We start from the raw sequence: 23,325 nt of genomic DNA, 5'->3' as shown, positions 1-23,325 counted from the left end.
GACGAAGGAATCAGCCATGACCGACACACTCGCCACATCGCCTCAGTTCAGCGCCCGTGAAGCGGACATCCTCAGCCTGCTCATCGGCGGCGGCACCTACGGTGCCATCGCCCGGCAGTTGGGCATCAGCCCGCACACCGTCGACACCTACCTGCGCCGGCTGCGCGTCAAGACGGGAACGGCCAACCGCACCCAACTCGTCGTGCTGGCGCTGCAGCGGGGCTACGCCACCCGGACGGCGGACGGACTGCCGCACGGCCCGGGACAGCACCAGGCAGCCGACTAGCGCCCAGCCCACCGCGACCAGGGCCTCGGCGAGGACCGGTCCCACCGGGGTGCTTCCGTTCTGCGCCAGTCGCCGGACGCAGATGCCGGCAAGCCCGGCAAAACGGCGTCGCCCAGCGCATGACACCCACTTCGGCGCGTCCCGGCCGGGCCGGGTGACCACACCGTCGGGACGAACATCCGCCCCATGGGGAGCAGGCCGTGTGCGAGGAGCAGCGCCCGGCTCGCCACCCGCTGGGCCAGGCAGGGGGGTGCTACCGGGCCTGAACCGTCGGACGAGCTCCCGATGGCCCGGCTACCGGTTCCGGGCCGGCGGCCGTCCGGCTGGAGAGGCCGCGGGACGCGGTGATCGCGCCGCGCAGCCGCTTCGCGAGCTGCTCGTGGAACATGCCGAGGGGGAACTCGTCGGGCAGCACCTCGTCGCAGAGCTCCGGGAGCGCAAGCCCGAGGTCGAGCGCGTCGGGCCCCTTGGCCCAGTGTGAGCCCGGGTGCGGCGGGACCAGCGCGGTGACCAGGTCGTACCCGGCGAGCCAGTGGACCAGCCGGGGGCGCTCGACACCGTCGTGGTAGAGCTGCTCGATCTGCGCGAGCAGCAGCGCCACCACCTCGGGCACCCGCTCCCACGCGACCCGCAGGGTGCCGTCCAGCCACTGCAGGACCCCGTGGCGGCGCAGATGGGCGAAGAGCAGCTGTCCGGCCAGACTGTCGTAGTTGCGGACCCGGTCACTGGTGGCCGGGAAGCGGAACAGCCGGTCGAACAGGACGGCGTACTGCATGCAGCGACCCACCTCGCGTAGCGGCCCGTCGGCGGCGTCGGCGGTGAGCCGCACCGCCGCGCCGAACGCGGTGAGGTCGCAGCGGAGCTCCTCCAGGGCGTACATCCAGAACGGCGCCCGCCGCTTGGCCATGAACAGGTCGTACGGCAACGAGCCGAGATTGTGGGTGCGGTCGTGGATGAGGTCCCAGAGCGCGAAGGTCTGCTGCGCCAGTTCCTGGTCTGCCAGCAGCCGGGTGGCGTCGGCGGGTAGGTCGATCCCGAGGACCCGCACGGCCTCCGCCGCCACCACGCGGAAGCGGGCGGACTCCCGGTCGCAGAACACCCCGCCCCACGGGTAGCGCTCCGGGGGCGTGCGCACCGGGATGTTCTCGGCGAAGAACACGGCGTTGTTCCCCCGGTACTCGGGGGTGTAATCCTCGAAGGCGAGCGTCACGAAGGCCGGATTGCCGAACGTGGTGCGTTCCAGTTCGGCCAGCCAGTCCGGCCACACCAGCCGCATGGCCACGGCCTCCAGCCTCACCATGGCGCGGGCGTTCTGACTGCGCATCGGAAAAAGCGCCAGGTGCTCCCGCCCGTCCCGGCGGTCACCGGCCGGGTCGAAGGCCAGCAGCGAGTCGAGGAAGTCCGGTACGCCGAAGCCGCCGTCGGTCCAGCGGCGCAGATCGGCGGTGAGCGCGTGGTGGTAGGCGGCGTCGTGCGGGAGTAGTGCGGTCAGCTCGCCCACCGCCTCGATCATCCGGCCGACCGTGGCCCGCAGCTCGGCGGGGGAGGGGGCGCCGTCGGCCGAGAAGTCGATGGAGCCGTCCTTCCGGTGCCAGGGCCGGACGGATTCCACCGCGTTCTTGAGCACCGTCCAGGCGGGGTGGCCCGCGATGCTCCCGGGGTCGCGCGGTCGCGCGTGGGTCGGTGTGCTCATGTTTCGACTCCTGTTCTCGTGGTGGGCGTTCAGCGAAGGGTGAGCGTGCCGGTGCGGACGGTGTGCCGCAGGCCGTGGGTGAGCACCAGGAAGCCCGCCGCCGCCCAGCCGGCCGCGACCAGGGCCTCGTCGAGGACGAGCGGCAGCGGCAGCGCGCCGCCGTGAGCCAACTGCCGTACGGCGTTCAGGCCGTGGCTGACCGGCAGAAGCTGCGCGAGCACCGCCAGGGGACCGTTCTGCGGGACTGGCGTGCTCACCCCGCCCACGAGCATCAGCACGATGGTGGTGCCGGCCGTCAGGTACATCCGGGACTCCGGCATCCGCAGACTGATACCGGAGAGGCACAGGGCGACGGAGTAGCCGCCGAGGGTCATCAGCGTCGTCACGCCGATGATGGCGGGCAGCGCCGCCCAGTGCAGGGAGACCGGGAGCAGCAGGTTCATCACCAGCAGCGCGATCGTCGAGGTGATCAGGCCGTCGGCGACCCAGTGCAGGCCGCGCGAAGCCAGTGCGAGGAACGGCGGGGTGCGACTGAGCAGCAGGAACTGCAGTGTCCCCGAGCGGCGTTCGCCGACGGTCGATGAGACCACGCCGAGCGCGCCCAGCGGGCCGAGCACGACGGCGTTGCCCAGGGCGAGATAGCCCTGGGATCCCGGGGAGCCGAGCAGCTGCCCCAGACTCGCGAAGAAGAGGACCTGGCACAGCAGTCTGATCAGCCAGCCGCACAGCCATGAGCGCCAGCCGAACATGGCGCGGTAGTCCTGATAGCTGGCGAGAGCCCCGTAACCCATCAGCCGGAGGGTCGAGCCGACGGTGCGGCGAGGTGTGAGGAGCGCCCCGGCCTGGCTAGTCATGCAGAATCACCCTTCCGCTGCGGACGGACGTCAGGACGTGGCGCAAGACCAGTACGCCCAGCAGGCTCTGCAGCAGGATCAGGGCGCACAGCATGCCCAGCCGCTCGGGCAGGTGGGTGACCGGGCCGCCGGCGGCAGCGCTGCGGAGCAGTCCGGTGCCCCAGGAGAGGAAGAAGGCCTTCGCTAGAACCGGGAAGGGGAACGGCAGGTGGGAGGCGGGCAGGATGAGCCCGCCCATCAGGTAGAACGGGTAGGTGAGCGAGTTCTGCAGGGTCCGTGCTCCACGGACCACGATCATGAGCCCGCTGACCAGCAGCGCGCTGCTCGCACAGCCGGCGGCCAGCAGGACGACGACCAGCACGGTGAGTCCTGGGCTGTGCAGCGTCACGTCCATTGCGAACACGCCTCGCCCGATCAGGACGACTTCGGCCAGGGCCGGCAGGGCGAGCACGGTGGTGGTGGCGATCCGCACGATCAGTGAAGTGAGATAACGCCCGGGGTTGAGCAGCGACAACTCCAGCGTGCCGTCAGACCGGTCGTCGTCGACGACCTCGGAGGCCACGAAGACGGAGTGCGCCCACAGGCTCATCATGAAGGAGGTCAGCGCCACCGTGGTGGCGAGGTCCTCGCGGTGATGGCGCTGCAGGAAGTGGAAGAAGACGAGCGAGTACAGCGGGATCACGGCCAGGGTGGCGAGCATGCCGGGAGAGCGGGCGATGATCACCCCCTGTGCTCGGGCGTAGGGGAGCATCACAGCGCGAACTCCCGGTCCTCGATGATGCTGCGGTAGACCTCGCTGAGACTGGGAGCGGTGACCGCGATCGAGGATGCCCTGACCTGGACGAGCAGCATCAGCGCCTGGGACAGGGTGTCCTCGTCGGCCGGGTGGGCCGTCAGGTTGCCCTCGGCGTCGGTGGCCGCGCCGCCCGGGAGCGCCGCGATGCGTGCTGCGGTCTCGGCGGGCACGCCTTGGGCCGTCAGCGTGCGTGAGGTGCCGATGTCGGCGAGCAGTTCGGTGGCGGAGCCGATCCGCAGGATCCGGCCGTGGTCGATCAACGCCACCCGCGAGCACAGCGCCTGGGCCTCATGCATGTCGTGCGTGGTGAGCACCACGGTGGTGCCGCGGTTCTTCAGTGTCCTGACCAGTTCGCGGAAACCGGTGGCGGCGTGCGGATCCATGCCGTTGGTCGGCTCGTCCATGATCAGTACGGTCGGCTCGCCGAGGAGTGCACGGGCCAGGTGGACCCGCTGCACCATGCCCCGGGAGAAGGTCTCGACCCGGTCGTCGGCGCGGCCGGACAGTCCCAGGAGCTCCAGCAGCTCGTCGGCGCGACTGCGGGCGGCCCGGGTGTTCAGCCCCTGCAGCGCGGCCCAGTAGCGCAGGTTCTGGCGTGCCGTGAGGCGTCCGTACAGGCCGCGGTCGCCGCCGAGGACCAGGCCGATCCTGCTGCGCACCTCGCGCGGCTGGCGGACGACGTCGAAGCCGGCCACCCGGGCACTGCCCGAGGTGGGCACCAGCAGGGTGGTGAGGATGCGGGACAGGGTGGTCTTCCCGGCCCCGTTCGGTCCGAGCAGGCCGAGGACCTCGCCCTGCTCGACCTGGAAGGTGACGTGGTCGAGCGCGGTGACCTCGCGGCCCCGCCTGCTGCGGTAGCTCCGGCTGAGATCGCGGACGTCGAGTACGGCCATGGGGCTCAGACCTCTGTGCCGTAGTGCGGGCGCGCCGGACGGCGGTCGTCCGGGCGCAGCGGCCAGGGAGTGAGTGTGCTCAGCTCGGCGAGGGCGGATTCGTAGCTGTGAGGGTCGACGAGCTCGCCGGGGACCATCAGAAAGTCAGCGATCGGCGTACGGGTGATGGCGCCCCCGCTCCAGCGGTGCTCGGTGCAGCTCTCGCCCGCGCCGCGCCGCAGCGGTGTGGCCAGCAGCATCCCGTAGCGCGGTTCGGGTGAGGCGTCGGCCGCGGCCGGTGGCTGCTGCGGACCGCCGGCCTGTTCGGCGCGGCGCAGCCGCTCGGCCTCGGCCGGTCCGCGCAGCCCGTCGACGAGTTCGGACGGCAGGGTGGCGGCGAGCCGCGGACAGGCCCGCACCTGCTCGCAGAGTTCGAGCAGCTCGGGCGCGAGCGCGAACTCTGTGGCGGCGGCGATCAGGCCGCTGCTGCGGGGAGCCGCGGGCGAGGTCATGACGAAGACCAGATCGAGGATGTCCTTGACGGTGAACGGGCGCTGGAAACGCTCCTCCGCAAGGGAGAGCACGTCGGCGTGGACCTGCTCCTCGGGCAGCGCGGCGCGCAGCGGGACCGTGCCCGGCTGGCCGGCAAAGCCGAAGGTGGTGATGTCGACGCAGTAGTTGGGATCCAGCAGGGGATCCTCGCCGGTCCACCACACGCCCGCGAACACATGCCGCCGGCCGCCCTCGTACAGCTCGGTCAGTTCGGCCTCGTCGCTGTGGTGGCGGTCCAGGACGAGCGCCAGCACCTGCCACAGGGCGGCTTCGGTGGAGGTGACCACGTCGAGATCGCCGAGCGGCCGCAGCACGCCTTCGGGGTAGTAGCGGGCGATCGACGGGCCCTTGACCACGCGGGCGCCAGGCACCCGGGCGATCTCCTCGGTCAGGCGGGCGTAGGTGTCGATCCGCCGGTGCAGGCGCTCCAGCTCGCCGCGCGAGCCACTGCCCATCGGGGTGCCCTCGCGGACGGCCAGCGACAGTACGAGCGGGGCGAGCACGCCGCGTACCTGCCGGGCGGCCTGCAGCAGCCGGCGCACGGGCAGGTTGCGGTCGACGTCGAGAAGCTCGTAGAGCAGGTCGAGGGTGATCGGGAAGGACGAGCGCGGATCAGGGGTCATGCGGGAGCTCCTCGAAGCCTGGGCGGCAGCGGCGGCCTTGATCATGGGCGCGCGGCATAGCGGTAGACATGGGTCGGGGTCCAGCCCCGACGGCACAGAGCGGCCACGATCGCGGCGGCCGGATCCGCGCCGTCGGGGCCACGGGGGTGCGAGACGTGGCCGATGAGCGGCAGGTCGAGCTCGGCCGCGGTGCGGGCGCAGGCGGCCACCAGGCGGTCGGTCGCGGACCGGCGCAGGCCGCTGTCCTCGACCAGAATGTCCACCAGTTCCACGAAGCCGGTGCCGCTGACGTCGTCGTACGCGTCGGTCAGGATCGTCGCGTGACCCACCGGGTCCACCTGTCCGGGGGCGCTGACCAGGTACGAGCGCCGGTCGGGCGAGGTGAGCAGGCCGCGGACGCAGTTCTCGGCCCCGAGCTCGTCCACGGTGACACCGCGGCCGGCGCAGGCCCCGCGGATCGCCTGCGAGAGCCATCGGCCCACCGCTTCCTCGTCCGTGTCGGCGGCATCGCGGATGTCGACGGCGTGGGACGGGCGGGCTACGGGTGGGGGCGGCTCGGCGAGGTGCCGCAGATACGTCAGCAGGGGCTGCAGGAGCGCGTGGGGAGCGAGGTACGCCGGCACCCGCACCACGGCGGCCGTGCAGTCGGGGTGACGACTGAAGAGGGTGTCGAGCAGCCGGGGCGCGTCGGCGAGCAGTTCCGGGGCGGCGTACTCCACCAGGCACTGCAACTCACCGCTGGCGGGCTCCGGATACTCGCCCGCCACCAGCGGCAGGCCGTCGAGGCGGCTCAGCAGGCCGACCTCGTCGGCGGCTCGGAGATAGCTGTCGGTGACGGTGAAGTCGGCGGCGGGAAGAGGGGGCGGGGCCGTGACGGCCGCCGCCTCGCCGCTCATCGGCCCTCCGGCCGGACCACCGCGATCAGCTGCGCGGACAGTTCTGCTGCCGCCCGGCGAACCTGATCCGCCGTCACGGCCTTCAGGGCGGCGATCTCCTCGTCCGCGTCCCAGACCCGCTCGCTCAGCAGCCGCTGGGTGGCCAGCACGATGGCCAGGTCGAGCGGGGCCTCGGCCTCCCGGACGGTCTCGACGGTCGCCTGGCGCTTGGCGGCCAGGAAGGCCCGTTCCTGCGGACCGTCGACGGCGACCTGGTCCAGCACCTCGCGGAACGCGCCGAGCAGCCGGGGGGCGTTGTCCGGCTCGCAGCCCGCGAGCATCCGCCAGGCTCCCGTGTCGCTGTAGCTGCGCGACCAGGATCGAAACGAGTACGCCAGGGCGTCCTGGTTGCGGAACCGGTCGTACAGCGGTGACGCGGGGCTGCCACCGAGCAGGTGTCCGAGGACCGCGAAGGCGTGCCGGCGCGGATCGGTGGCCTGGGGGGCGCGCCCCCCGACCAGTATCCAGCAGAACTCGTCGGGCCACTGCTCCACCAGCCCCGCGGCCAGCGGACCGGGCACTCCACCGGTCGAGCCGAGGTCCGGATCCGGTACCGCACCGCGCGCTATCCGGCCCAGCCCCGCCACGGACAGTGCCTCGCGCAGGGCTTCCCCGGTCAGGCCGCCGACGCTGGACACCGCGAGAGGAGCGGTCCGCAGCGCGCGGTCATGAGCATCGCGCACCGAGTCGACGGTCAGCCCGGATACCGTCTGCGGCAGGCCGCCGACCGGGGAGCCCAGCGGATGACCGGCGAAGAGACGGCCGAGGAAGGCTTCCTGGACGGCGTCCGCGTCGTCCGAGGCCGCCGCCGACAGTTCCTGCAGGACCACCCGTCGCTCGGTGTCCAGCCGCTCTTGGTCCACGCGCAGGTCCAGCAGCGCCTGGCAGATCCACTCGGCCACCTCGGCGGCGTCCTCGTTCAGGACCTGGGCGTGGACCACCAGCGACTCGGGCCCGGTCATGGCATTGCAGTCGCCCCCTCGGTGCTCGATCCGCTCGCACAGGGAGAGGCCGTCCGGGAACGGCGTGGACATCACCAGGTGTTCGAGCATGTGGGCGACCCCGGCACTGCCGGGGGGATCGTGTCGTGCTCCGAATCCGAGCGCGAAGCAAAGGCTTGTGGTGCGCAGCCGGGGTTCGTGGTTCACCACCACGGGGACGTCGAGCGACAGCGGTGCGTTCATGGGAATTCCCGTCGTGCGGAGAAAGCGGAGTGCGGGTGGGGCTATACGGGTGGGTCCAAGCAGGCGAGGGTGCCGCCGGGTGAATACCCGGCGACACCCTCAGTGCTGCGAATTACTTGCCGGTGCGGACGTTGACCTTGTCCAGACGCGGGCGCATGCCGACCAGGTGGTTGCGAGTCATGATGGCTCCTCAGAAGAGATGGAATGGGTAATTCGGTGCTCGTCCCGCCGGGGATGTTTTTCCCTGGCGGCACGTTCAGTAGTTCACCGGAAAACCCGGACGGTGTCAACGAATTCCCTGTTTCCCGCTTGTCACGGGATGGCGTGTCACGTGAATTCGTTACCGATTTCACGGTAACCGGAAAACGGTGCCCGAGGGGAGTGTCACGCGAATTCGGCAATGCGTGCGGAGCTTCATTCCTGGCATTGTCGGATCGCGTAGCCGTCAATTTCGCTCGGCCGGGTTCGGTCCTACCGTGCACTTCCGGGGCGTATCACACACGTGGCACACGTGTATTCATGAAGGAGAGCTCAATGGCAGATCAGCACTCCCTGTTCCTGATCAAGCCGGACGGGGTTGAGCGGAATCTCGAACAGGCGGTCGTCGAGGCGGCCCAGGACGCGGGCCTGACCGTCGTCTGCCGGCACCGGCTGCTGCTGGGCGAGGAGGAGATCGTCCGTGCCTGGGCCGACACCCGTCGCACGGAACATCCGCTCGAACACCTCTCCCTGGACCTCTGGTACGGCGCGCGTCCGATGGAGATGCTGCTGGTGACGGGCCCGGACGCGCTGACCCGCGCCGACCGGGTCAAGTCACGGGTGCGGGCCGGCTACCGGCGCGGCCCGTTCACCAACGTCCTGCACACCCCGGACCACCTGGGCGAGTTCGAACTCCAGCTGTCGGTCTTCGGCCGCGGCTGTGAGACCTGCACGGCCGTGCTCACCACCGATTTCGGCGACTACTCGACGGTCCCGCAGGCCTACCCGCCGGGCACGCTGCTCCCCGAGGAGTGGCGCGACATCGTCCGGCTGCGGGAGCTGATCCAGCCGCTGTGGGACGACCCCGACTCCTGCTTCTGGCGTCCGGCCTACCCGGAGCCCTTCTGCAGCGAGCAGTCGGTGGGCACAGCGGACCACGCGCTGTACATCGCCGCCTCCCCCAATCAGCTCTCCTTCGACAACCTGATCGGCGCGATGCTGACGGCGCTGCCGGGGATCGGGTTCGCCCAGGCGACGGAGTTGATCATTTCGGCACTGCACCACCGTGACTTCACGCTGGCGGTGGGATCCGCCGAGGAGTGCGGGCGCTACCGTGCCTCGCTGACGGCGCAGGGCCTCGTCACCCCGGTTCGCACGCTCGACCAGGACACCCTGCGCCGCGCGGAACAGGTGCGCTCCGGCGGCCTGACCGACTTCGCGACGGTATGAAGAGCTCGGCCCGGCCGGCGCCTGCCGTCCCCCAGCACGAGCAGGAACGGCGCTCCGGCCAGATCCAGGACCGGCTGGCCAGGCGCACCGCCCTGCTGTCCGAGGGTGTTGACCTCTACCCGGCGGCCCAGCCGGTCGCCGACCGCGTCCACCTCCTGCGAGGGCGCTACGGGGGTCTGCCGCCAAGGGTCCGCACGGGGGCCAGGGTGAGCGTGGCCGGCCGGATCATGAGCCGCCGGGACCACCGGGGCGTCGAGTTCGCGACCCTGCGCGACATGTCCGAGGAGATTCAGATCCTCCTGCCGGGGGACCGTGCCGCGGCCGAGCCGCGCGCCCGCTGGCGTGCGTCGGTCGACCTGGGCGACCTGGTGGTCGTCGAGGGCGAGCTGATCACCACGGACAGCGGCGCCCTGGCCGTCGAGGCGGTGGACTTCCAACTGGCCTCCAAGGCCCTGCGCCCACTGCCGGGCCGGCCCGTGGGCGCAGCCGGGGCGTGCCGGCCGGCCACCGCCCGGCACCGCTACCAGCGCATGTTGCTCGACCCGGCCGAGACCGCCCGGACCCAGCGCCGGGGCGCCGTTCTGCGGGTCCTGCGGGAGGAGTTGTACGCCCGCGGGTTCACCGAGGCCGACACCCCGCTGCTGCACCCGGTGCACGGCGGCACCGCCCGTCCCTTCACCGCACGGATGAACGCCTGGGGCATACCGCTGCACCTGCGCGGCACCGCCGAGATGTACCTCAAGCGGCTGATGGTCGGCGGGATGGACCGGGTCTTCGAGATCGGCAGGTCCTTTCGCAACGAAGGTGTCGACGCCACGCACTTCCCCGAGTTCAGCGCCTGCGAGGCCTACCTGGTCCACAGCGACTACCTCGCCACCGCCGATCTGGCCGAGCAGCTGGTGGCCGCCGCGGCAGTGGCCCTGAACGGCCACGGGAGCGCCGTCCCGGTCTTCGCCCGCCACCGGCTGCACGAGCTGCTCGGCCGGGTACTCGGCACGCCGGTGGACAGCGCCACCTCGCAGGCCGAACTGGCGGGGCACGCCGAGCGCCACGGCGTTCCTTTCCCACCGGGAGCCGGCGCCGGCGCCCTGGCCGTGCTGCTCTACCGCAAGCTCGTCGAACCGGGCCTGCGCGAGCCGACGTTCGTCCTCGACTTCCCGCTGGAGGGCGCGATACTCGCCCGCCCGCACCGCCGGGACCCCGCGCTGGTGGAGGCCTGGACCCTGGTGATCGGCGGCCTCGACGTCGGACAGGGCTGCAGCGAGTTGACGGACCCGGTGGAACAGCGGCGCCGCTTCACTGAGCAGGCGCTGGCCCGCGAGCGCCAACAGCTCGGCGTCACGGAGCTGGACGAGGAGTTCCTCGCGGCTCTGGAACACGGACTGCCGCCGCTGGGCGGACTGATGTTCGGGGTGGACCGCCTGATCACCGCCCTCGGCGGCGGCGGACGGCTGCGCGATCACCAGTGTCATCCGATCGTGCGCCCGGCCCCGGCCCCAACCGCCGTCCCAGCCCACCCGACCACGGACCGGAAGGAAACAACGCAGTGGACACCAGCCACCAGCGACTCGACACCCTGCTGACCGAGGCATGCGCTCGGTTCTCCGGGCAGACCGCGCTCGTCAGCGGCGCGCAGTCGCTGACCTACGCCGAACTGGCGGAGGCGGCGTCGGGGTGGGGCGCCGACCTGGCCGACGTCGGCCACCGGTCGGGGGAGCCGGTGCTGCTCTCGGTCGGCAACCGCTGTGCGGACATCCCGGCCCAGCTCGCGATCTGGCGGGCCGGCGGCATCGTCGTCCCGGTACACCACGGCGTGCCGCAGACGGTGCTGCGGGAAACGGCGCTGCGCACGGGCGCCCGCCTGCTGGTGCGCCCGGAGCAGGACCGGCCCGCTGAGAGGGTCGGCCGCCTGGACCTGTCGCCGCACCCCGCCTCCGGAGAACTCGACGCCGACCAGGCGCTGGTGGCCTTCACCTCCGGGTCCACCGGTCAGCCCAAGGGCGTCATCCTGTCCCACCGCGCGTTCACCGCCAAGCTGGGGGCCATCGCGCAGGCGCTGCCGTTCCGCTCCGGCGACCGGGCCGTCCAGGTGCTGCAGCTGAACTTCACCTTCGGCCAGTGGACGTCGCTGCTCACCCTGGCCACCGGCGGCACCCTGGAGCTGGTCGAGCAGTTCAGCGCGGCAGCCGTCCTGCGGCGGCTGGCCGAGCGGTCCGTACAGCGGATCGCCGTGGTGCCCAGCATGCTGCGGCTGATCAGCCGGGAACTGGACGCCCCCGACACGGGACCGGGCCTGCGTGCGGCTCTACGGGAGGCCGGCTCCCCGGCCCTGTGGATCACCGGCGGGGAACCACTGCCTGCGGGACTCGGCCGGCGGCTGCGCGCAGCCCTTCCGAGCGCCGGCATCGCCGATGTCTACGGGCTCAGTGAGACCTCGACCTCCGACTTCATCCTCACCCCGGACCAGTACGAGGCCGGTGCCGGCACCATCGGCCGGCCCAGCCCCGGGGTGGAGTTCCGGATCGTCCCGGACGAGGGCCCGGACTCGGCCGCGCCCGGTGTCGCGGGCGAACTGTTCCTGCGCACCCCGTACCTGATGACCGGCTACCTGGACGATCCGGCGGCCACGGCCGAGGCGACCGCCGGCGGCTGGCTGCGCACCGGCGATCTCGCCACCGTCCGGGAGGCCGACGGCCTGGTCCAACTGGTCGGCCGAAAAAAGCAGCTGATCTCCCGCGGTGGCGCCAAGATCTCCCCGCTGGAGGTGGAGCACGTCTACTCCCGGCATCCGTACTGCGGCGGTTGCCTGGCCGTCGGCGTCCCGGACCCGATGCTGGGTGAGCGCGTCCACCTGCTCTTCGTCCCCGCCGTCGGCAGCAGCCCGACCGAGGACGAACTGCGTTCCTACGGCCGCGAGCGGTTGGAGGAGTACAAGGCGCCCGAGCGCGTCCACCTGGTGGCGGAGCTGCCGCTGGGGCGTACCGGCAAGGCCGACCGGGCCGCCGCCGCGCGCCTGGCGGAGGCTGCGCGCCTGGCGGAGAGTACGCGCCTGGCGGAGACCGTGGCCCAGAATCCAGCGACCGAGCCGCAGGTGGCCCGATGACCCTGCTCGGCGTCTCGACCGCGGCCCTGGCCGACCGCAACGACTTCGAAGCCCTGCTCCCCTACCACCCCGACGTGATCGAGTTCTACGGCTACCCCAGCTCGGCGCTGCCCCGGATCGCGCGGTTCTGCGCGGACCACGGCATCCGGCCCGCGCTGCACACCCCGGTCCCGTACGACCTCGACACACCGCTGCGCCGCTTCGCGCCCACCGGCCCCGACCCGCGGCAGGCGGCGGCCGCGCTGCTGCTGACGGAGGCCACCGTGCGGTGCGCGGCGGACCTGGACGCGCTGCACGTCGTGGTTCACTTCCCCAGCCCCTACCCGCCCTACCACGAGGCGGGATTCGAGGAAGCCGGCCAGGAGTTCCTGGCGGCCACGGCCGCGCTGGTCCGCCGCTACGGGGTTCCCGTCCTCATCGAGAACCTTTCGGCGCACCCGCTGATGCGCACCCCCGAGCAGTACCACCGCGCCCTCGACGCCCACCGCGACCTCGGCCTCTGCCTGGACCTCGGCCATGCGCACCTGCTCGGAGCGGAGCTGGGGACGCCGCTCGGCTTCGCGTCCGCCTTCGGGAGCCGGGTCCGCAGCATGCACGTGTACGAGACCACGGCCGAGCGCTACCCCCAGCACGGACACGAGCCCGCCACCGCCCACCGTTCGAGAGCCGACGGCTTCGTCGGGCTGGCCGAGCTGCTGCCCGACCTGTTGCGCCTGACCCGGCCGGCGGTGCTGGTCATGGAGCACGGCCCGCCCGCTCCGGGCGCACCTCAGGCCCTGGGCACCGCCGCCTGGCTGAGAGAACTGATCCACCATCACGACGCAGGAGCAACCGTATGAGCAACAGCACGCATCTGGAGCTGATGACCCGCCTGGCGCAGAGCAAGGACGCGCACCGGAGGACGGTCCTGAAGGAGCTGTCGGAGACCACCCAGCACCTGATCGACACCACCGGCCGCGGCCTGGACCTGGTCGAGGCCGATTTGACCGGTCTCGACCTGAGCGGCGCCGACCTGCGCCGGGCCACGCTCAGCCGGGCCGTCCTGCACAGCACCCTGCTCGTGGCGGCCGACCTCTCCGAGGTCACCATGGTCTGCCCGGGCATGGAGCGCACCAACCTGCGGGACGCCAGCCTGCGTTCCGCCTACGTCCACGCGCTGGCCGCGCAGACCTGCAACTTCGACGGTGCGGACCTCACCGGCCTGCGGGACGCCACCGGCACCCTCTTCCACGGGTGCAGCATGCGCGGCGCCCACCTGGACGGCGCCCACCTGGCTGCGTCCTTCTTCTACCAGTGCGACTTCTCCGACGGGTCCGCCCGCGCCACCAACCTCCAGGGCGCGCTGATCAACGAGTGCCTGCTGGACGACGCCTTCTTCGATGGTGCGCTGGTGGACCAGCTCACCATCACCAAGTCGTCGATGCGCGAGGCGTCGCTGCGCGGCGCGAGCGGACAGGGACTGGTCCTTCAGCGCCTCACCGCCGCCGACGGCCTGGTCCTGGCCGGCGCCGCGCTGCCCGGGCTGCGGCTGTCGGAGGTCCGCGGTGACAGCGTGCACGCGGCGGGGCTGGCCGCCCGCGACGCCGACTTCGCCGATGTCGCGCTGACCGGTGCCGAACTGGCCGGCGCCGATCTCACCGGGGCCCGGTTCAACCGCTGCGACCTGCCGGGCGCAGGGTTGACCGAGGCCCACCTCACCGGCGCGTCCATCAGCTCCAGCAGCCTGCGCGGCGCCGCCCTGCGCGGCGGCCACGGCGAGAACCTGCGCCTGGTGGAGAGCGACCTGTCCGACGCGGACCTGAGCGGATTCACCGGCCGCTGCCTGACCGCCCGCGACGTCAACCTGGCCCGAGCGAACCTGCGCCACGCGAACCTCTACCGCGCCATGATCACCGGCGACCCGCCGCGTGCCATGAGCCTGCGCGGCGCGGTCCTGGAGGGCGCCACGCTCGTCCAGGCGTACCTCGCCGCGGATCTGCGCGGGGCCGACCTGCGGAACGCCAACTGTGCCTACAGCCGGTTCAGCCAGTCCGACCTCAGCGGCGCGCGTCTGGACGGCGCGAACATGTACCAGTCCACCTGGATCAAGGTCCCGGTCAGGGACGCCGTGCTCACCGGGGTCCGTGCCCCCGTGTTCGCCAACCGCTGCCCGGGCCTGCCGGAGGCGCTGCACCGCGCCGGCGGACCGGCCGCGGCGGAGTTCACCGCGTTCCTGGAGGGCTTCGACGCCGCTCTGGCAGCCGGCCGCAAGGGCTCCACATGACCCGCGTACTGATCGTCGCGGCTCACCCGGACGACGCCGAACTCGCGCTCGGCGGCACCATCGCCCGGCTCACCGAGCGCGGGGACGAGGTCACCGTCGCCCTGTTCACGGTGTCCGAGACCACGAGCACGCAGAACCGCGACCGCCGCGCCCTGCGGATCGCCGCGGCCGAGGCAGCCGCGCAGACGCTGGGGCACCGCCTGCACTGGCTCGGGGACGGCCGGTACGACCAGGTCGAGGACATCCCCGAGTACCGGGCCGTCGGCCTGCTCGACGACCTGGTCGCCGAGGTCGAGCCCGACACCCTGCTCACCCACTGGGACGGCGACTCGCACGGCGACCACGTCCGGGTCGCCCGCGCGGCGATCGCCTCATCGCGCCGCTGGCCGCAGACCGCGCTGCTGCAGTTCGGCCCGAACGAGCACCGCACCGTGCGCCACGCGGAGTTCGTCCCCACCCTCTACGTCCCCACCGTCGCCCAGCTTCCCCGCAAGCTGCGGGCGCTGGCCTGCTACGCCTACCCCGGGCAGGGATTCCGCGCCTTGGACCCCGACGCCGTCGAGCTCCTCGACCGGGCCCGCGGGGCCGCCGTGGGGCTGGCCGCGGCGGAAGGCCTGCGTCTCGTCCGCCACTGTCTCACCCCCGGCCGTCCGCTCCTCTGAGTGCCCGACTCTGAGTCGCCGACCCTTCACACCAAGGGAGTCACCGCTATGACGATACTGACCATCGAGGAGCTGCCGACCCGGCCCGGTCCCGGCACCGGCCCCGCCGACCTCGCCCCGACCCACCGCGAGGACCTGCTGTCCCTGCGCACGACGGCCTGTGTCTGGGGGCTGGGCCACATCGGCTGGTCCACCGTCGAGGCACTGCGCGCCGAAGGCGTCGCGGTCGTGGGCTACGACGTCGATGCCCAGCAGGTCGCGGAGCGACGCAGGTGTGCAGCCGAGCAGGCCGGGCCGGTGCCCCAGGTGACCACGGAGCTCACCCGGGCCCTGAAGGACGACGTCGGGGTGCACTTCATCGCGGTTCCCACCGAACGTGAGGCGCAGCCGCTGACCGACATTCTGGTGGAGGTCGTCGCCGCGATCGTCGCCGCGACCGCGGCCCGGCAGCCCGGCCGGCCACCGCTGGTGGTCATCGAGTCCACACTGACCCCCGGCACCGTCGAGGACCTGCTGCTGCCGATCATCACCACGGCCGGTCTGGTGCCCGACCGGGACCTGCTGGTCGCCCTCGCGCCGCGCCGCGACTGGTTCCTGGTTGAGGGCTACGGACTGCGGGACCTCGACCGGATCTACTGCGGCATCGGCGCGCGCTCGGCCGCCGCCGCCGAGGACGTCCTCTCCCTGATGTGCGACACGCTGCACCGCGCGCCCAGCCACGTCGAGGGCGAACTCGTCAAGTGCGTCGAGAACGCCTACCGCCATGTGGAGATCACACTCGCCAACCAGCTCAGCCTGGCGTATCCGCACGTCGACATGGTGGAGGTGCTGCGGCTGGCCGGCACCAAGTGGAACATCGGCACGTTCCACCCGAGCTTCGGCACCGGCGGCTACTGCATCCCGCTCTCCAGCCGGTACCTGCTCAAGGGCGCCACCGACGCGGGACAGCTGACGCTGCTCAGCGACGCGGTCGAGACGGACATGCGGATGCGCGGGCTGGTCGCCGAGGCGGTCGCGGCCCGGGGGCCCGTCCTGGTGCTGGGACTCGCCTACAAGGGCGGGATCAAGGTGTCCACGCTCAGCCCCACCGTGCGGATCACCGAGGAACTGCGCAGACTGGGAGCCCCGGTGAGCGTGCACGATCCCCTGTACAGCGCCGAGGAGATCGACCGGTTGCTGGGCCCCGGCACCGCCACCACCGACCTTGCGCAGGCCTTCCGGAAGGCCACCACCGTGCTGGTCGTGCCCGACCACCCGCAGTTCCGCTCCGAGCCCTACCTGGGGCTGCTGGCCGAGCCGCGCGAGCACTCCCTGCTGGTGCTGGACAACCACGGGGTGTGGGCGGACCAGCCGTGGGCCGACCACATCGTGTACCGCAGGGCCGGCGGAGCCTCCTGGCTGGCCGCCGCCCCGAATGGCTCGGCGGACCCGCGATGAGCACCGCCGCTCCGGCCACCGCCCGCTACCGGACGTCCCCGTGACGGCCGGCCCCCGCCGGGTCCGGCTGCGCGACGCCGGCCCCACCGTTTTCACGCAGATGTCGCAGCTCGCCGGCCTGCACGGCGCGATCAACCTCGGCCAGGGCTTCCCGGACACGCCGGGACCGGCTGTCGTGGTCGACTCCGCCGTGGCGGCCCTGCGCGCCGGGCACCACCAGTACCCGCCGGTGCCCGGTCTCCCTGCACTGCGCGAGGCCATCGCCGCACACCAGCGCAGCTGGTACGGAATCGAGTGGGACCCCGCACGCGAGGTGGTGGTGACCACCGGTGCGTCCGAGGCACTGGCGGCGGCGCTGCTCGCCCTGGTCGGGCCGGGCGACGAGGTGATCGTCCTGGAGCCGTACTACGACTCCTACGCCGCCTGCGTGGAGCTGGCCGGGGCCACCCTGGTCCCCGTGCGGCTGACCCCGCCCGCGTTCGCCTTCGATCCGGCCGCATTGCGGGCGGCCGTGACACCCCGCACGAAGGTGCTGCTCCTCAACACGCCGCACAACCCCACCGGGACCGTGCTACCCCCGCAGTCCCTGCGGCAGATTGCCGAAACGGCCTGTGCCCACGATCTGCTGGTCATCGCCGACGAGGTCTACGAGCATCTGGTCTACGAGGGGTCGCACCTGCCCATCGCGGCGCTGCCGGGCATGACCGAGCGGACCCTGACCATCGGCTCGGCGGGCAAGACCTTCTCCTTCACCGGGTGGAAGGTCGGCTGGGCCACCGGCCCTGCGGACCTGGTCGAGGCGGTCACCGCGGTCAAGCAGTATCTGTCGTTCAGCTCCGGCACCCCGTTCCAGCACGCCGTGGCCGAGGCCCTGAGCCTGCCGCCCGTCCACGTCATGGCGCTGCGCGACTCGTTGCGGGAGCGCCGCGACCGGTTCGTCGCCGGCCTGCGGGACGTCGGCTTCGCCGTCCACGTCCCGCAGGGCACGTACTTCGTGACGGCCGACATCCGCCCGCTCGGGGAGGTCGACGGCCTTGCCTTCTGCCGCTCGCTGCCCGCCCGCTGCGGGGTGGCGGCCGTCCCCAACCAGGTGTTCTACGCAGATTCGGGCGCCGGCCGGCCCTACGTCCGGTTCGCCTTCTGCAAACAGCAGGCGGTACTCGACGAGGCGCTCAGCCGACTGGCCGCCCTGCGCGGCGGCAGCTCTCCCGCATCCACCCTCCCTACGGAAGAGGCGAGTTCGTGACGACAACGGCCGACCGTTCCCCAGGCAGCCAGCTCGACGCTCGCCAAGCCGAGCTGGCCGCCAACCTGCGGGCCGTCACCGCGCGGGTCGAGGCCGCTGCGGCCGACTGCGCCCGCGATCCGCGCGACATCACCGTGGTGGCCGTCACCAAGACCTGGCCCGCCTCGGATGTCCGCCTGCTGCACGGGCTCGGGGTCCGTCACGTGGGCGAGAACCAGGACCGCGAAGCGGCGGCCAAGGCAGCGGACTGCGCTGACCTCGCCGAGCCGCTGCACTGGCACTTCGTCGGCACGCTCCAGCGCAACAAGGCCGCGTCCGTCGCCCGGTATGCCGATCTCGTGCACTCCGTCGATCGTCCGACGCTGGTGACTGCGCTCTCACGGGCGGCGCTGGCCGCCGGGCGGACCGTCCCCTGCCTGATCCAGGTCAGTCTCGACGGGGATTCGCGCCGCGGCGGAGTACCGGCCGACGACCTGCCGGCCCTGGCCGAGGTGTTGGCCGCAGCTCCCGGCCTGGAACTGGCAGGAGTCATGGCGGTGGCCCCGCTGGGCGCGTCGGCGCACGCCTCCTTCGCACGGCTGGGGGAACTCTCGGAGCGGCTGAGAGACGACCATCCGCAGGCCACCGTGATCTCCGCCGGCATGAGCGGTGATCTGGAGGCAGCCGTCGCCGCCGGCGCGACCCATCTGCGGGTGGGCTCCGCGCTCCTCGGCGGACGCGGCTACCCCGTGCCCGCCCGCGTGCCGGAGATGAGCGCATGACCCGCCGACCTGTCGCCCCCGCACAGCTGTCCGACTCCTTCCGTGCGTTGCTGCGCAGCCCCAGCACGGGCGGTGAGCTGCACTGGGCGGAGCCGTGCGTCCTCACCGACGGCGAGTCGCTCTGGCCCTGCCTGGAGGGCATCCCCTACCTGCGCCTGGGGCGAGACGCCCTGCGCGCCGCAGCGGTCGCCGCCATCCGCGCCGGGGACCTGCCCGGCGCGCTGGCCATGCTGCTGTGCGACCGCAAGGACGACACCATCCCGCCGGCCGATCCCGAGGCGGTGCGCGAGCTGGTCGACTGCGCGGGGACCGCCGCCGAGGCGATGGCCGCCCTCGGCTACGGCGGCCTCGCCCCCTACTTCCTGCACCGCTGGTGCCAGCCGACCTATCTGAGCGGGCTGGCCCTGCTGGAAGAGCACGCTCCGGCCGGTGGCACCCTCTTCGAAGTCGGTTGCGGGGCGGGCCACTTCCTTCGCACCTGGCTGGAGCGCTCGGGACCCGCGATCGGGTCCGATCTGGTGTTCTCCCATCTGTGGCTCGCCCGGGTGTTCGTCGCCCCCCAGGCCCACCTGGTCTGCTTCGACGCCGAGGGTTCCTTCCCGCTCGCCGACGGCGTGGCCGAGGTCGCCCTGAGCCACGACAGCTTCCACTACTTCCGTGACAAGAAGCACGTCCTGGACGAGCTGCTGCGGATCGGCGGCACCGGACCGGTGCTGCTGGGACATGTCCACAATGCCTCCTACGACAACTTCTCCGCAGGGCTGCCGCTGCCCACTGACCGTTACACCGCCACCGTGCACCCGGACCTCTGCTACGACGACGCCGCGCTCACCACCGCGGCGCTCGACGGGAAGGCGGCGTCCCCGCAGAGCGCCGAGGCGTTGCGCGAAGTGGCGGCACTGGCCTTCGCCTGCCGCACGACCGGCTCGCCGACGGCGCCCGGACAGCTCACCAGTCCGGTGCCCGGACGCCCGCTGACGGTCAATCCGCTCCTCGGCGACGACGGTCCGCGCTGGCCCGACGAGAAGTTCGCCCGCGAGTTCACCGATGGCTGGTCCTATCTGCGCGACCTCGCCAGACCCGACGAGGCGACGGTGACCGCAGCGCGCGGGGGCCTCGTCGACCGCGACCCCGAAGTCGCGCGCCTCGCAGCCCGGCGCGTGTTCCTGGACCTCCCGGAAGGCTGGATCTGAGATGAGCCCCACAACCCCGCCCAACGTCCTCCCGCCGGTCACGCCGGTCCCGCTCGTCCCGCTCGTCCCGCTCACGAGCCTCCCGGACTCGTGCGTGGCAGGCCCTGGAGTCCGTATCCATGCCCGGCGGCTGACCGTCGGTGAAGGTGTCAGGATCGGCGCCGGCACCACCATCGTGGGCGATGACGTGGTGCTGGGCGACGGGACGACCATCGGGGACGGCGCCGATCTGCGCGCCTCGGCACTGCACGTCGGCGTCGGCTCGGAGGTCGGCCCCCGGGTCCGGGTGCTGGTCGCCGAGCGCTTCGCGGTCGCAGCTGCCGCGCGTATCGGTCCTGACGCACAGATACTGTGCCGCGACTTCGTCGCCGGGCGGCTGTTCTACTTCGGCGACGGCGCACGCGTCGGTTACGGCGGGACGACGACCTCCACCGCCCGGGTCGCGATCGGTGACCGGGTGACGATCGGTCAGCACACCATCCTGAACGCGAACCACGAGATCACGGTGGGCGACGGCGTCGGCACCGGGTCCTACCTGGCCGTCTGGACTCATGGCTACCACTTCGGCCACGGCCCCCTCAACGGGACCCAACCCGCCTACGCTCCGGTCCACATCGGACGCGACGTCTGGCTCGGCTACCACGTCACCCTGCTGCCCGGCGCCCACATCGGGGACGGCACCGTGGTGGCGGCCGGCTCGGTCGTCACCGCCCCGATTCCCGCCGCCGTGCTGGCGGGCGGAGTTCCCGCCCGGGTGAAGCGGCAGCTCGACCTGAGCCCCGTCGCCGACAAGCAGGCTCATGACGCTGTCCTGGAAGTACTGCGCGCCTGGCACACCGAGCTCGACTGGAAGGGGTGCCAGGTCCAGTGGCAGGAGTGCCCGAACGCCTTGGCCGCACTGACTGTCAGCCTGCCGGACGGCTCCCACCGCACCCAGGTGCTCTTGCTCGCCCCGGGCGCTGATGGGCCCGCCGCCCCGCCGGCCGCCCCGCCCGATGGAGAGGCCCTCGCGATCATCACGCTGACCGACAGCGGTGCCACGATGCGGACCGACGGCCCGGTCGCCCTGTTCGAGCTGCGCTCCGGACAGTTGTCGGGCCACACCTCGCCGGTCATCGAGGACCTGCGTGACCAACTGCGACGGCACGCGATGCCGTGCGGCGACGACCGCAGCTTCTCCTCGATCGAACCCAGCGCGTTCGCCCGGCTCAGGGGAGCCGCCGTATGACACCGGTCGGCCCCCGGCGGGAGCCCGCAGTCATCGGCCTGCTCGGCGGCATGAGCTGGCCCTCCACGATCACCTACTACCGGGCGATCAACGAGGCGGTCGCCGGCCGACTCGGCGGCTCGCACTCCGCGCGCATCGTGGTCTGGTCCCAGGACTATGCCGAAGTGGAACAGCGGCAGTTGGCCGAGGACTGGCAGGGAGCGGGAGAGTTGCTCGCCCTCGGAGCCCGGCGGCTGGAGGCGGCGGGCGCGGACCTGCTGGCCATCGCCTGCAACACCATGCACCGGGTGGCCGACGCCGTACAGGCCGCCAGCAGCCTGCCGCTGATCGACATCGTGGAGGTGACAGCGGAGGCCGCCGATGACCGCGGCATCACCCGCGCCGCGGTGCTGGGGACCCGCTTCACCGCCGAGGGCGGCCAGTTCGCGCGCGCCCTGACCGCTCGAGGCATCGAACCGGTACTGCCCACCCCCGGGGACCAGGCGCTGATCGATCGCCTCATCTACGAGGAGTTGTGCCTGGGAACCATCAGCGCCTCGGCCTCAGCGGCGTTCCGCGACCTGCGGGCCCGGCTGCGTGCCGACGGCGTCGACGGTGTGCTCCTCGCTTGCACCGAACTCGGCCTGCTGCTGACCCCGGCCGAACGCGCCGCACGGGAGCTGATCGACACCGTCGAGGCCCACGTCGACGCGTTGGTGAACGCCTCCCTTACGGCTGAACCGACTCGGTGACGGCCACCTTCCCGGACGGTAGGCGTCCCACGCCGTCGGCACTATGGGGATCGAGATCAGCGGCTGGCCGCGCGGCCCCTTCGCACATCATCCGGGCCAGGCCCGGGTCGCCGGCGAGCGATTCGGAGGCGCCGTCGAGGACGTGGTACATCGCCTGGTAGTCGGTGAGGCTGAGGATCACCAGGTCACTCGCTTCGAGCGCCTCGCCGGGAGTCGCCGCGAGCGTTGCTCCGTCGGTCACGACGCCGTCGGCCCGGCCGGCGGTGCGGTTCCAGACGGTGACCGGGTGGCCGGCGGTGAGGAGGACGCGTGTCATCGCCTGACCCATCGGGCCAAGCCCGATCACGGTCACAGGGTTGTCGTGCCTGGTGGTGGGGTTCTGTTGTTCGTTCACCCCTCCGCTCGGGCCGCTCGGCGCCTGGGGGGCTGAACGGATGCGCCGCGAAGGCCACGACACGGTCGAGGTAGTCGAGACCTCACGCGGCTGAGCGTCCCGGCCATCGACCCTGTGCGTGCGCGCCCCTCCTGAGGATGGTGGCCTGGCCGAGGGGCGCCGCCTAGCCAGGGAGCCGGGCCAGGGTGTCACAGGGCTCCGGCGTCCCGGGCTGTCCAGGCGCTCGGGTAGATCGGGCGGAAGCCCAGCTCCCGGCGGATCCGTTGGTTGGACGTGATCCCGAACCACGGGTCGGGGTCCTTGAGGTCGTGGAGTCCGGCGGGGACCTCGACGCCGTTGAGCTGGTAGAGCTCGACCGTCGTGACGGGGGCGTCATCGGCGATGTTGTAGATCCGGCCGGCGATGCCGGGCGCGTACAGCAGACGCATCAGGCCCTGGGCGACGTCGGCGTGGTGGGCCATCTGAAGGCGCTGGTGCGGCGCCCACCGGGATGCCCAGTGCAAGGAGTCGGTGAGGTGCGGGTCGCCCTCGCCGTAGACGAAGGGGAGCCGTCCGATGCGTACGTCCAGGCCCTTGAGGGCGAGCAGTTCGCGCTCGGCCTCGGCCTTGGACTCGGGGTAGGCGCCCCACATCGCGCCGCCCGGCCGGCTCTCGTCCTCCTCGGTCAGCGGGCGGCCCCGTCCGACGCCGTACACGTTGTTCGTGCTGACCTGCACGAACCGCTCCACGCCCAGGGCCCGCGCGGCGCGGCCCAGGGCCACCGCCGCGTCCCGGTTGACGGCCCACGCCTCCTCGTCCGGCACCCCGCGGAAGGAGGCGGCGACGTTCACGACGGCGCCCACGCCGGTGAGCGCCTTGCCGAGTGTCTCCTCGTCCCGCATGTCTCCTACGGCCACCTGGGCGCCCAGCTCCGCGAAGCGCTCGCCGCGGGCCGCGTCTCGTACCAGGACTCGCACCTGCTCGCCCGGCTGCCGCTGGGCCAGCAGCCTCGGTACGAAGCGGCGTCCGACCTGTCCCGTCGTACCGGTCACCAAGGTCAGCATGATGTGCTCCTCACGCAGTGTGTCGCCTGTCGTCGAGACCA

Annotated in this window: 21 protein-coding genes and 1 pseudogene; 13 read left to right on the top strand and 9 right to left on the bottom strand. The window is 72.1% G+C overall.

Translation table 11 applies throughout. The features are described 5' to 3' along the window. The first annotated feature begins 16 nt into the window (after positions 1–16). Complete coding sequence (locus ACZ6ZT_RS32780; protein WP_469723939.1) at positions 17–286, top strand: response regulator transcription factor; 270 nt, start codon at positions 17–19, stop codon at positions 284–286. A 253-nt stretch (positions 287–539) separates the two neighbouring features. Here the strand turns inward: ACZ6ZT_RS32780 and ACZ6ZT_RS32775 are convergent, their stop codons facing one another. Genes ACZ6ZT_RS32775 through ACZ6ZT_RS32745 form a run of 7 tightly spaced genes read right to left on the bottom strand, consistent with a single transcriptional unit; the run spans position 540 to position 7,795 of the window. Then, entirely contained in the window at positions 540–1,979 is a 1,440-nt protein-coding gene (locus ACZ6ZT_RS32775) for a DUF6421 family protein (RefSeq protein WP_469723938.1), read from the bottom strand. A gap of 29 nt (positions 1,980–2,008) precedes the next feature. Beyond that, positions 2,009–2,833: an ABC transporter permease gene (locus tag ACZ6ZT_RS32770; protein WP_469723936.1), complete on the bottom strand. Its 825-nt coding sequence runs from the start codon at positions 2,831–2,833 to the stop codon at positions 2,009–2,011. Beyond that, on the bottom strand, positions 2,826–3,584 hold the full coding sequence (locus ACZ6ZT_RS32765; RefSeq protein ID WP_469723935.1) for an ABC transporter permease: 759 nt from the start codon (positions 3,582–3,584) through the stop codon (positions 2,826–2,828). The genes ACZ6ZT_RS32770 and ACZ6ZT_RS32765 overlap by 8 nt, the downstream gene beginning before the upstream one ends. Further along, positions 3,584–4,522 (bottom strand): ABC transporter ATP-binding protein, encoded by a 939-nt coding sequence (locus ACZ6ZT_RS32760; RefSeq protein ID WP_469723933.1) that lies wholly within the window; start codon positions 4,520–4,522, stop codon positions 3,584–3,586. The genes ACZ6ZT_RS32765 and ACZ6ZT_RS32760 overlap by 1 nt, the downstream gene beginning before the upstream one ends. Before the next feature lie 5 nt (positions 4,523–4,527). After that, positions 4,528–5,676 (bottom strand): hypothetical protein, encoded by a 1,149-nt coding sequence (locus ACZ6ZT_RS32755; protein ID WP_469723932.1) that lies wholly within the window; start codon positions 5,674–5,676, stop codon positions 4,528–4,530. Positions 5,677–5,717: 41 nt separating this feature from the next. Next, positions 5,718–6,572, bottom strand: a complete 855-nt coding sequence (locus tag ACZ6ZT_RS32750) for a hypothetical protein (RefSeq protein ID WP_469723930.1) — start codon at positions 6,570–6,572, stop codon at positions 5,718–5,720. Next, positions 6,569–7,795 (bottom strand): M16 family metallopeptidase, encoded by a 1,227-nt coding sequence (locus ACZ6ZT_RS32745; RefSeq protein ID WP_469723929.1) that lies wholly within the window; start codon positions 7,793–7,795, stop codon positions 6,569–6,571. The genes ACZ6ZT_RS32750 and ACZ6ZT_RS32745 overlap by 4 nt, the downstream gene beginning before the upstream one ends. A gap of 534 nt (positions 7,796–8,329) precedes the next feature. On the opposite strand from ACZ6ZT_RS32745, the gene ACZ6ZT_RS32740 reads away from it, so the two are divergent. From ACZ6ZT_RS32740 to ACZ6ZT_RS32685, 12 genes are read left to right on the top strand one after another with little or no spacing between them, the layout of a single operon-like run. Beyond that, positions 8,330–9,223, top strand: coding sequence for a hypothetical protein (locus ACZ6ZT_RS32740; protein ID WP_469723928.1), 894 nt, complete (start codon positions 8,330–8,332; stop codon positions 9,221–9,223). Further along, the gene (locus ACZ6ZT_RS32735; protein WP_469723926.1) at positions 9,220–10,806 is read left to right on the top strand and encodes an amino acid--tRNA ligase-related protein; all 1,587 of its coding nucleotides are present in this window, start codon (positions 9,220–9,222) and stop codon (positions 10,804–10,806) included. Before ACZ6ZT_RS32740 ends, ACZ6ZT_RS32735 begins: the two co-directional genes overlap by 4 nt. Continuing rightward, positions 10,770–12,326, top strand: a complete 1,557-nt coding sequence (locus tag ACZ6ZT_RS32730) for a class I adenylate-forming enzyme family protein (RefSeq protein WP_469723925.1) — start codon at positions 10,770–10,772, stop codon at positions 12,324–12,326. The genes ACZ6ZT_RS32735 and ACZ6ZT_RS32730 overlap by 37 nt, the downstream gene beginning before the upstream one ends. Then, positions 12,323–13,165, top strand: coding sequence for a sugar phosphate isomerase/epimerase family protein (locus ACZ6ZT_RS32725; RefSeq protein WP_469723924.1), 843 nt, complete (start codon positions 12,323–12,325; stop codon positions 13,163–13,165). The genes ACZ6ZT_RS32730 and ACZ6ZT_RS32725 overlap by 4 nt, the downstream gene beginning before the upstream one ends. Beyond that, positions 13,162–14,589 (top strand): pentapeptide repeat-containing protein, encoded by a 1,428-nt coding sequence (locus tag ACZ6ZT_RS32720; protein WP_469723923.1) that lies wholly within the window; start codon positions 13,162–13,164, stop codon positions 14,587–14,589. Before ACZ6ZT_RS32725 ends, ACZ6ZT_RS32720 begins: the two co-directional genes overlap by 4 nt. After that, the gene (locus ACZ6ZT_RS32715) at positions 14,586–15,251 is read left to right on the top strand and encodes a PIG-L deacetylase family protein (protein WP_469723922.1); all 666 of its coding nucleotides are present in this window, start codon (positions 14,586–14,588) and stop codon (positions 15,249–15,251) included. The genes ACZ6ZT_RS32720 and ACZ6ZT_RS32715 overlap by 4 nt, the downstream gene beginning before the upstream one ends. A gap of 48 nt (positions 15,252–15,299) precedes the next feature. Further along, positions 15,300–16,688: a UDP binding domain-containing protein gene (locus ACZ6ZT_RS32710; RefSeq protein ID WP_469723920.1), complete on the top strand. Its 1,389-nt coding sequence runs from the start codon at positions 15,300–15,302 to the stop codon at positions 16,686–16,688. A gap of 40 nt (positions 16,689–16,728) precedes the next feature. Then, positions 16,729–17,934 (top strand): pyridoxal phosphate-dependent aminotransferase, encoded by a 1,206-nt coding sequence (locus ACZ6ZT_RS32705; RefSeq protein ID WP_469723919.1) that lies wholly within the window; start codon positions 16,729–16,731, stop codon positions 17,932–17,934. Beyond that, the gene (locus tag ACZ6ZT_RS32700) at positions 17,931–18,695 is read left to right on the top strand and encodes a YggS family pyridoxal phosphate-dependent enzyme (protein WP_469723918.1); all 765 of its coding nucleotides are present in this window, start codon (positions 17,931–17,933) and stop codon (positions 18,693–18,695) included. Before ACZ6ZT_RS32705 ends, ACZ6ZT_RS32700 begins: the two co-directional genes overlap by 4 nt. After that, positions 18,692–19,888: a class I SAM-dependent methyltransferase gene (locus ACZ6ZT_RS32695; RefSeq protein ID WP_469723916.1), complete on the top strand. Its 1,197-nt coding sequence runs from the start codon at positions 18,692–18,694 to the stop codon at positions 19,886–19,888. Before ACZ6ZT_RS32700 ends, ACZ6ZT_RS32695 begins: the two co-directional genes overlap by 4 nt. Position 19,889: 1 nt before the next feature. Next, positions 19,890–21,116, top strand: coding sequence for a DapH/DapD/GlmU-related protein (locus tag ACZ6ZT_RS32690; protein WP_469723915.1), 1,227 nt, complete (start codon positions 19,890–19,892; stop codon positions 21,114–21,116). After that, entirely contained in the window at positions 21,113–21,847 is a 735-nt protein-coding gene (locus tag ACZ6ZT_RS32685) for an aspartate/glutamate racemase family protein (protein ID WP_469723914.1), read from the top strand. Before ACZ6ZT_RS32690 ends, ACZ6ZT_RS32685 begins: the two co-directional genes overlap by 4 nt. A 109-nt stretch (positions 21,848–21,956) precedes the next feature. Here ACZ6ZT_RS32685 and ACZ6ZT_RS32680 read toward each other — a convergent pair. Beyond that, positions 21,957–22,241: pseudogene (locus ACZ6ZT_RS32680) on the bottom strand (NAD(P)-binding domain-containing protein); the annotation flags it as partial. A gap of 188 nt (positions 22,242–22,429) precedes the next feature. Then, on the bottom strand, positions 22,430–23,284 hold the full coding sequence (locus ACZ6ZT_RS32675) for an NAD-dependent epimerase/dehydratase family protein (protein WP_469723912.1): 855 nt from the start codon (positions 23,282–23,284) through the stop codon (positions 22,430–22,432). Positions 23,285–23,325: the final 41 nt, after the last annotated feature.

This window comes from Streptomyces sp. NPDC102258, from assembly GCF_055584685.1.
Note: the sequence above shows the minus strand (reverse complement) of the source record. Positions and strands in the feature narration are given on the sequence as shown.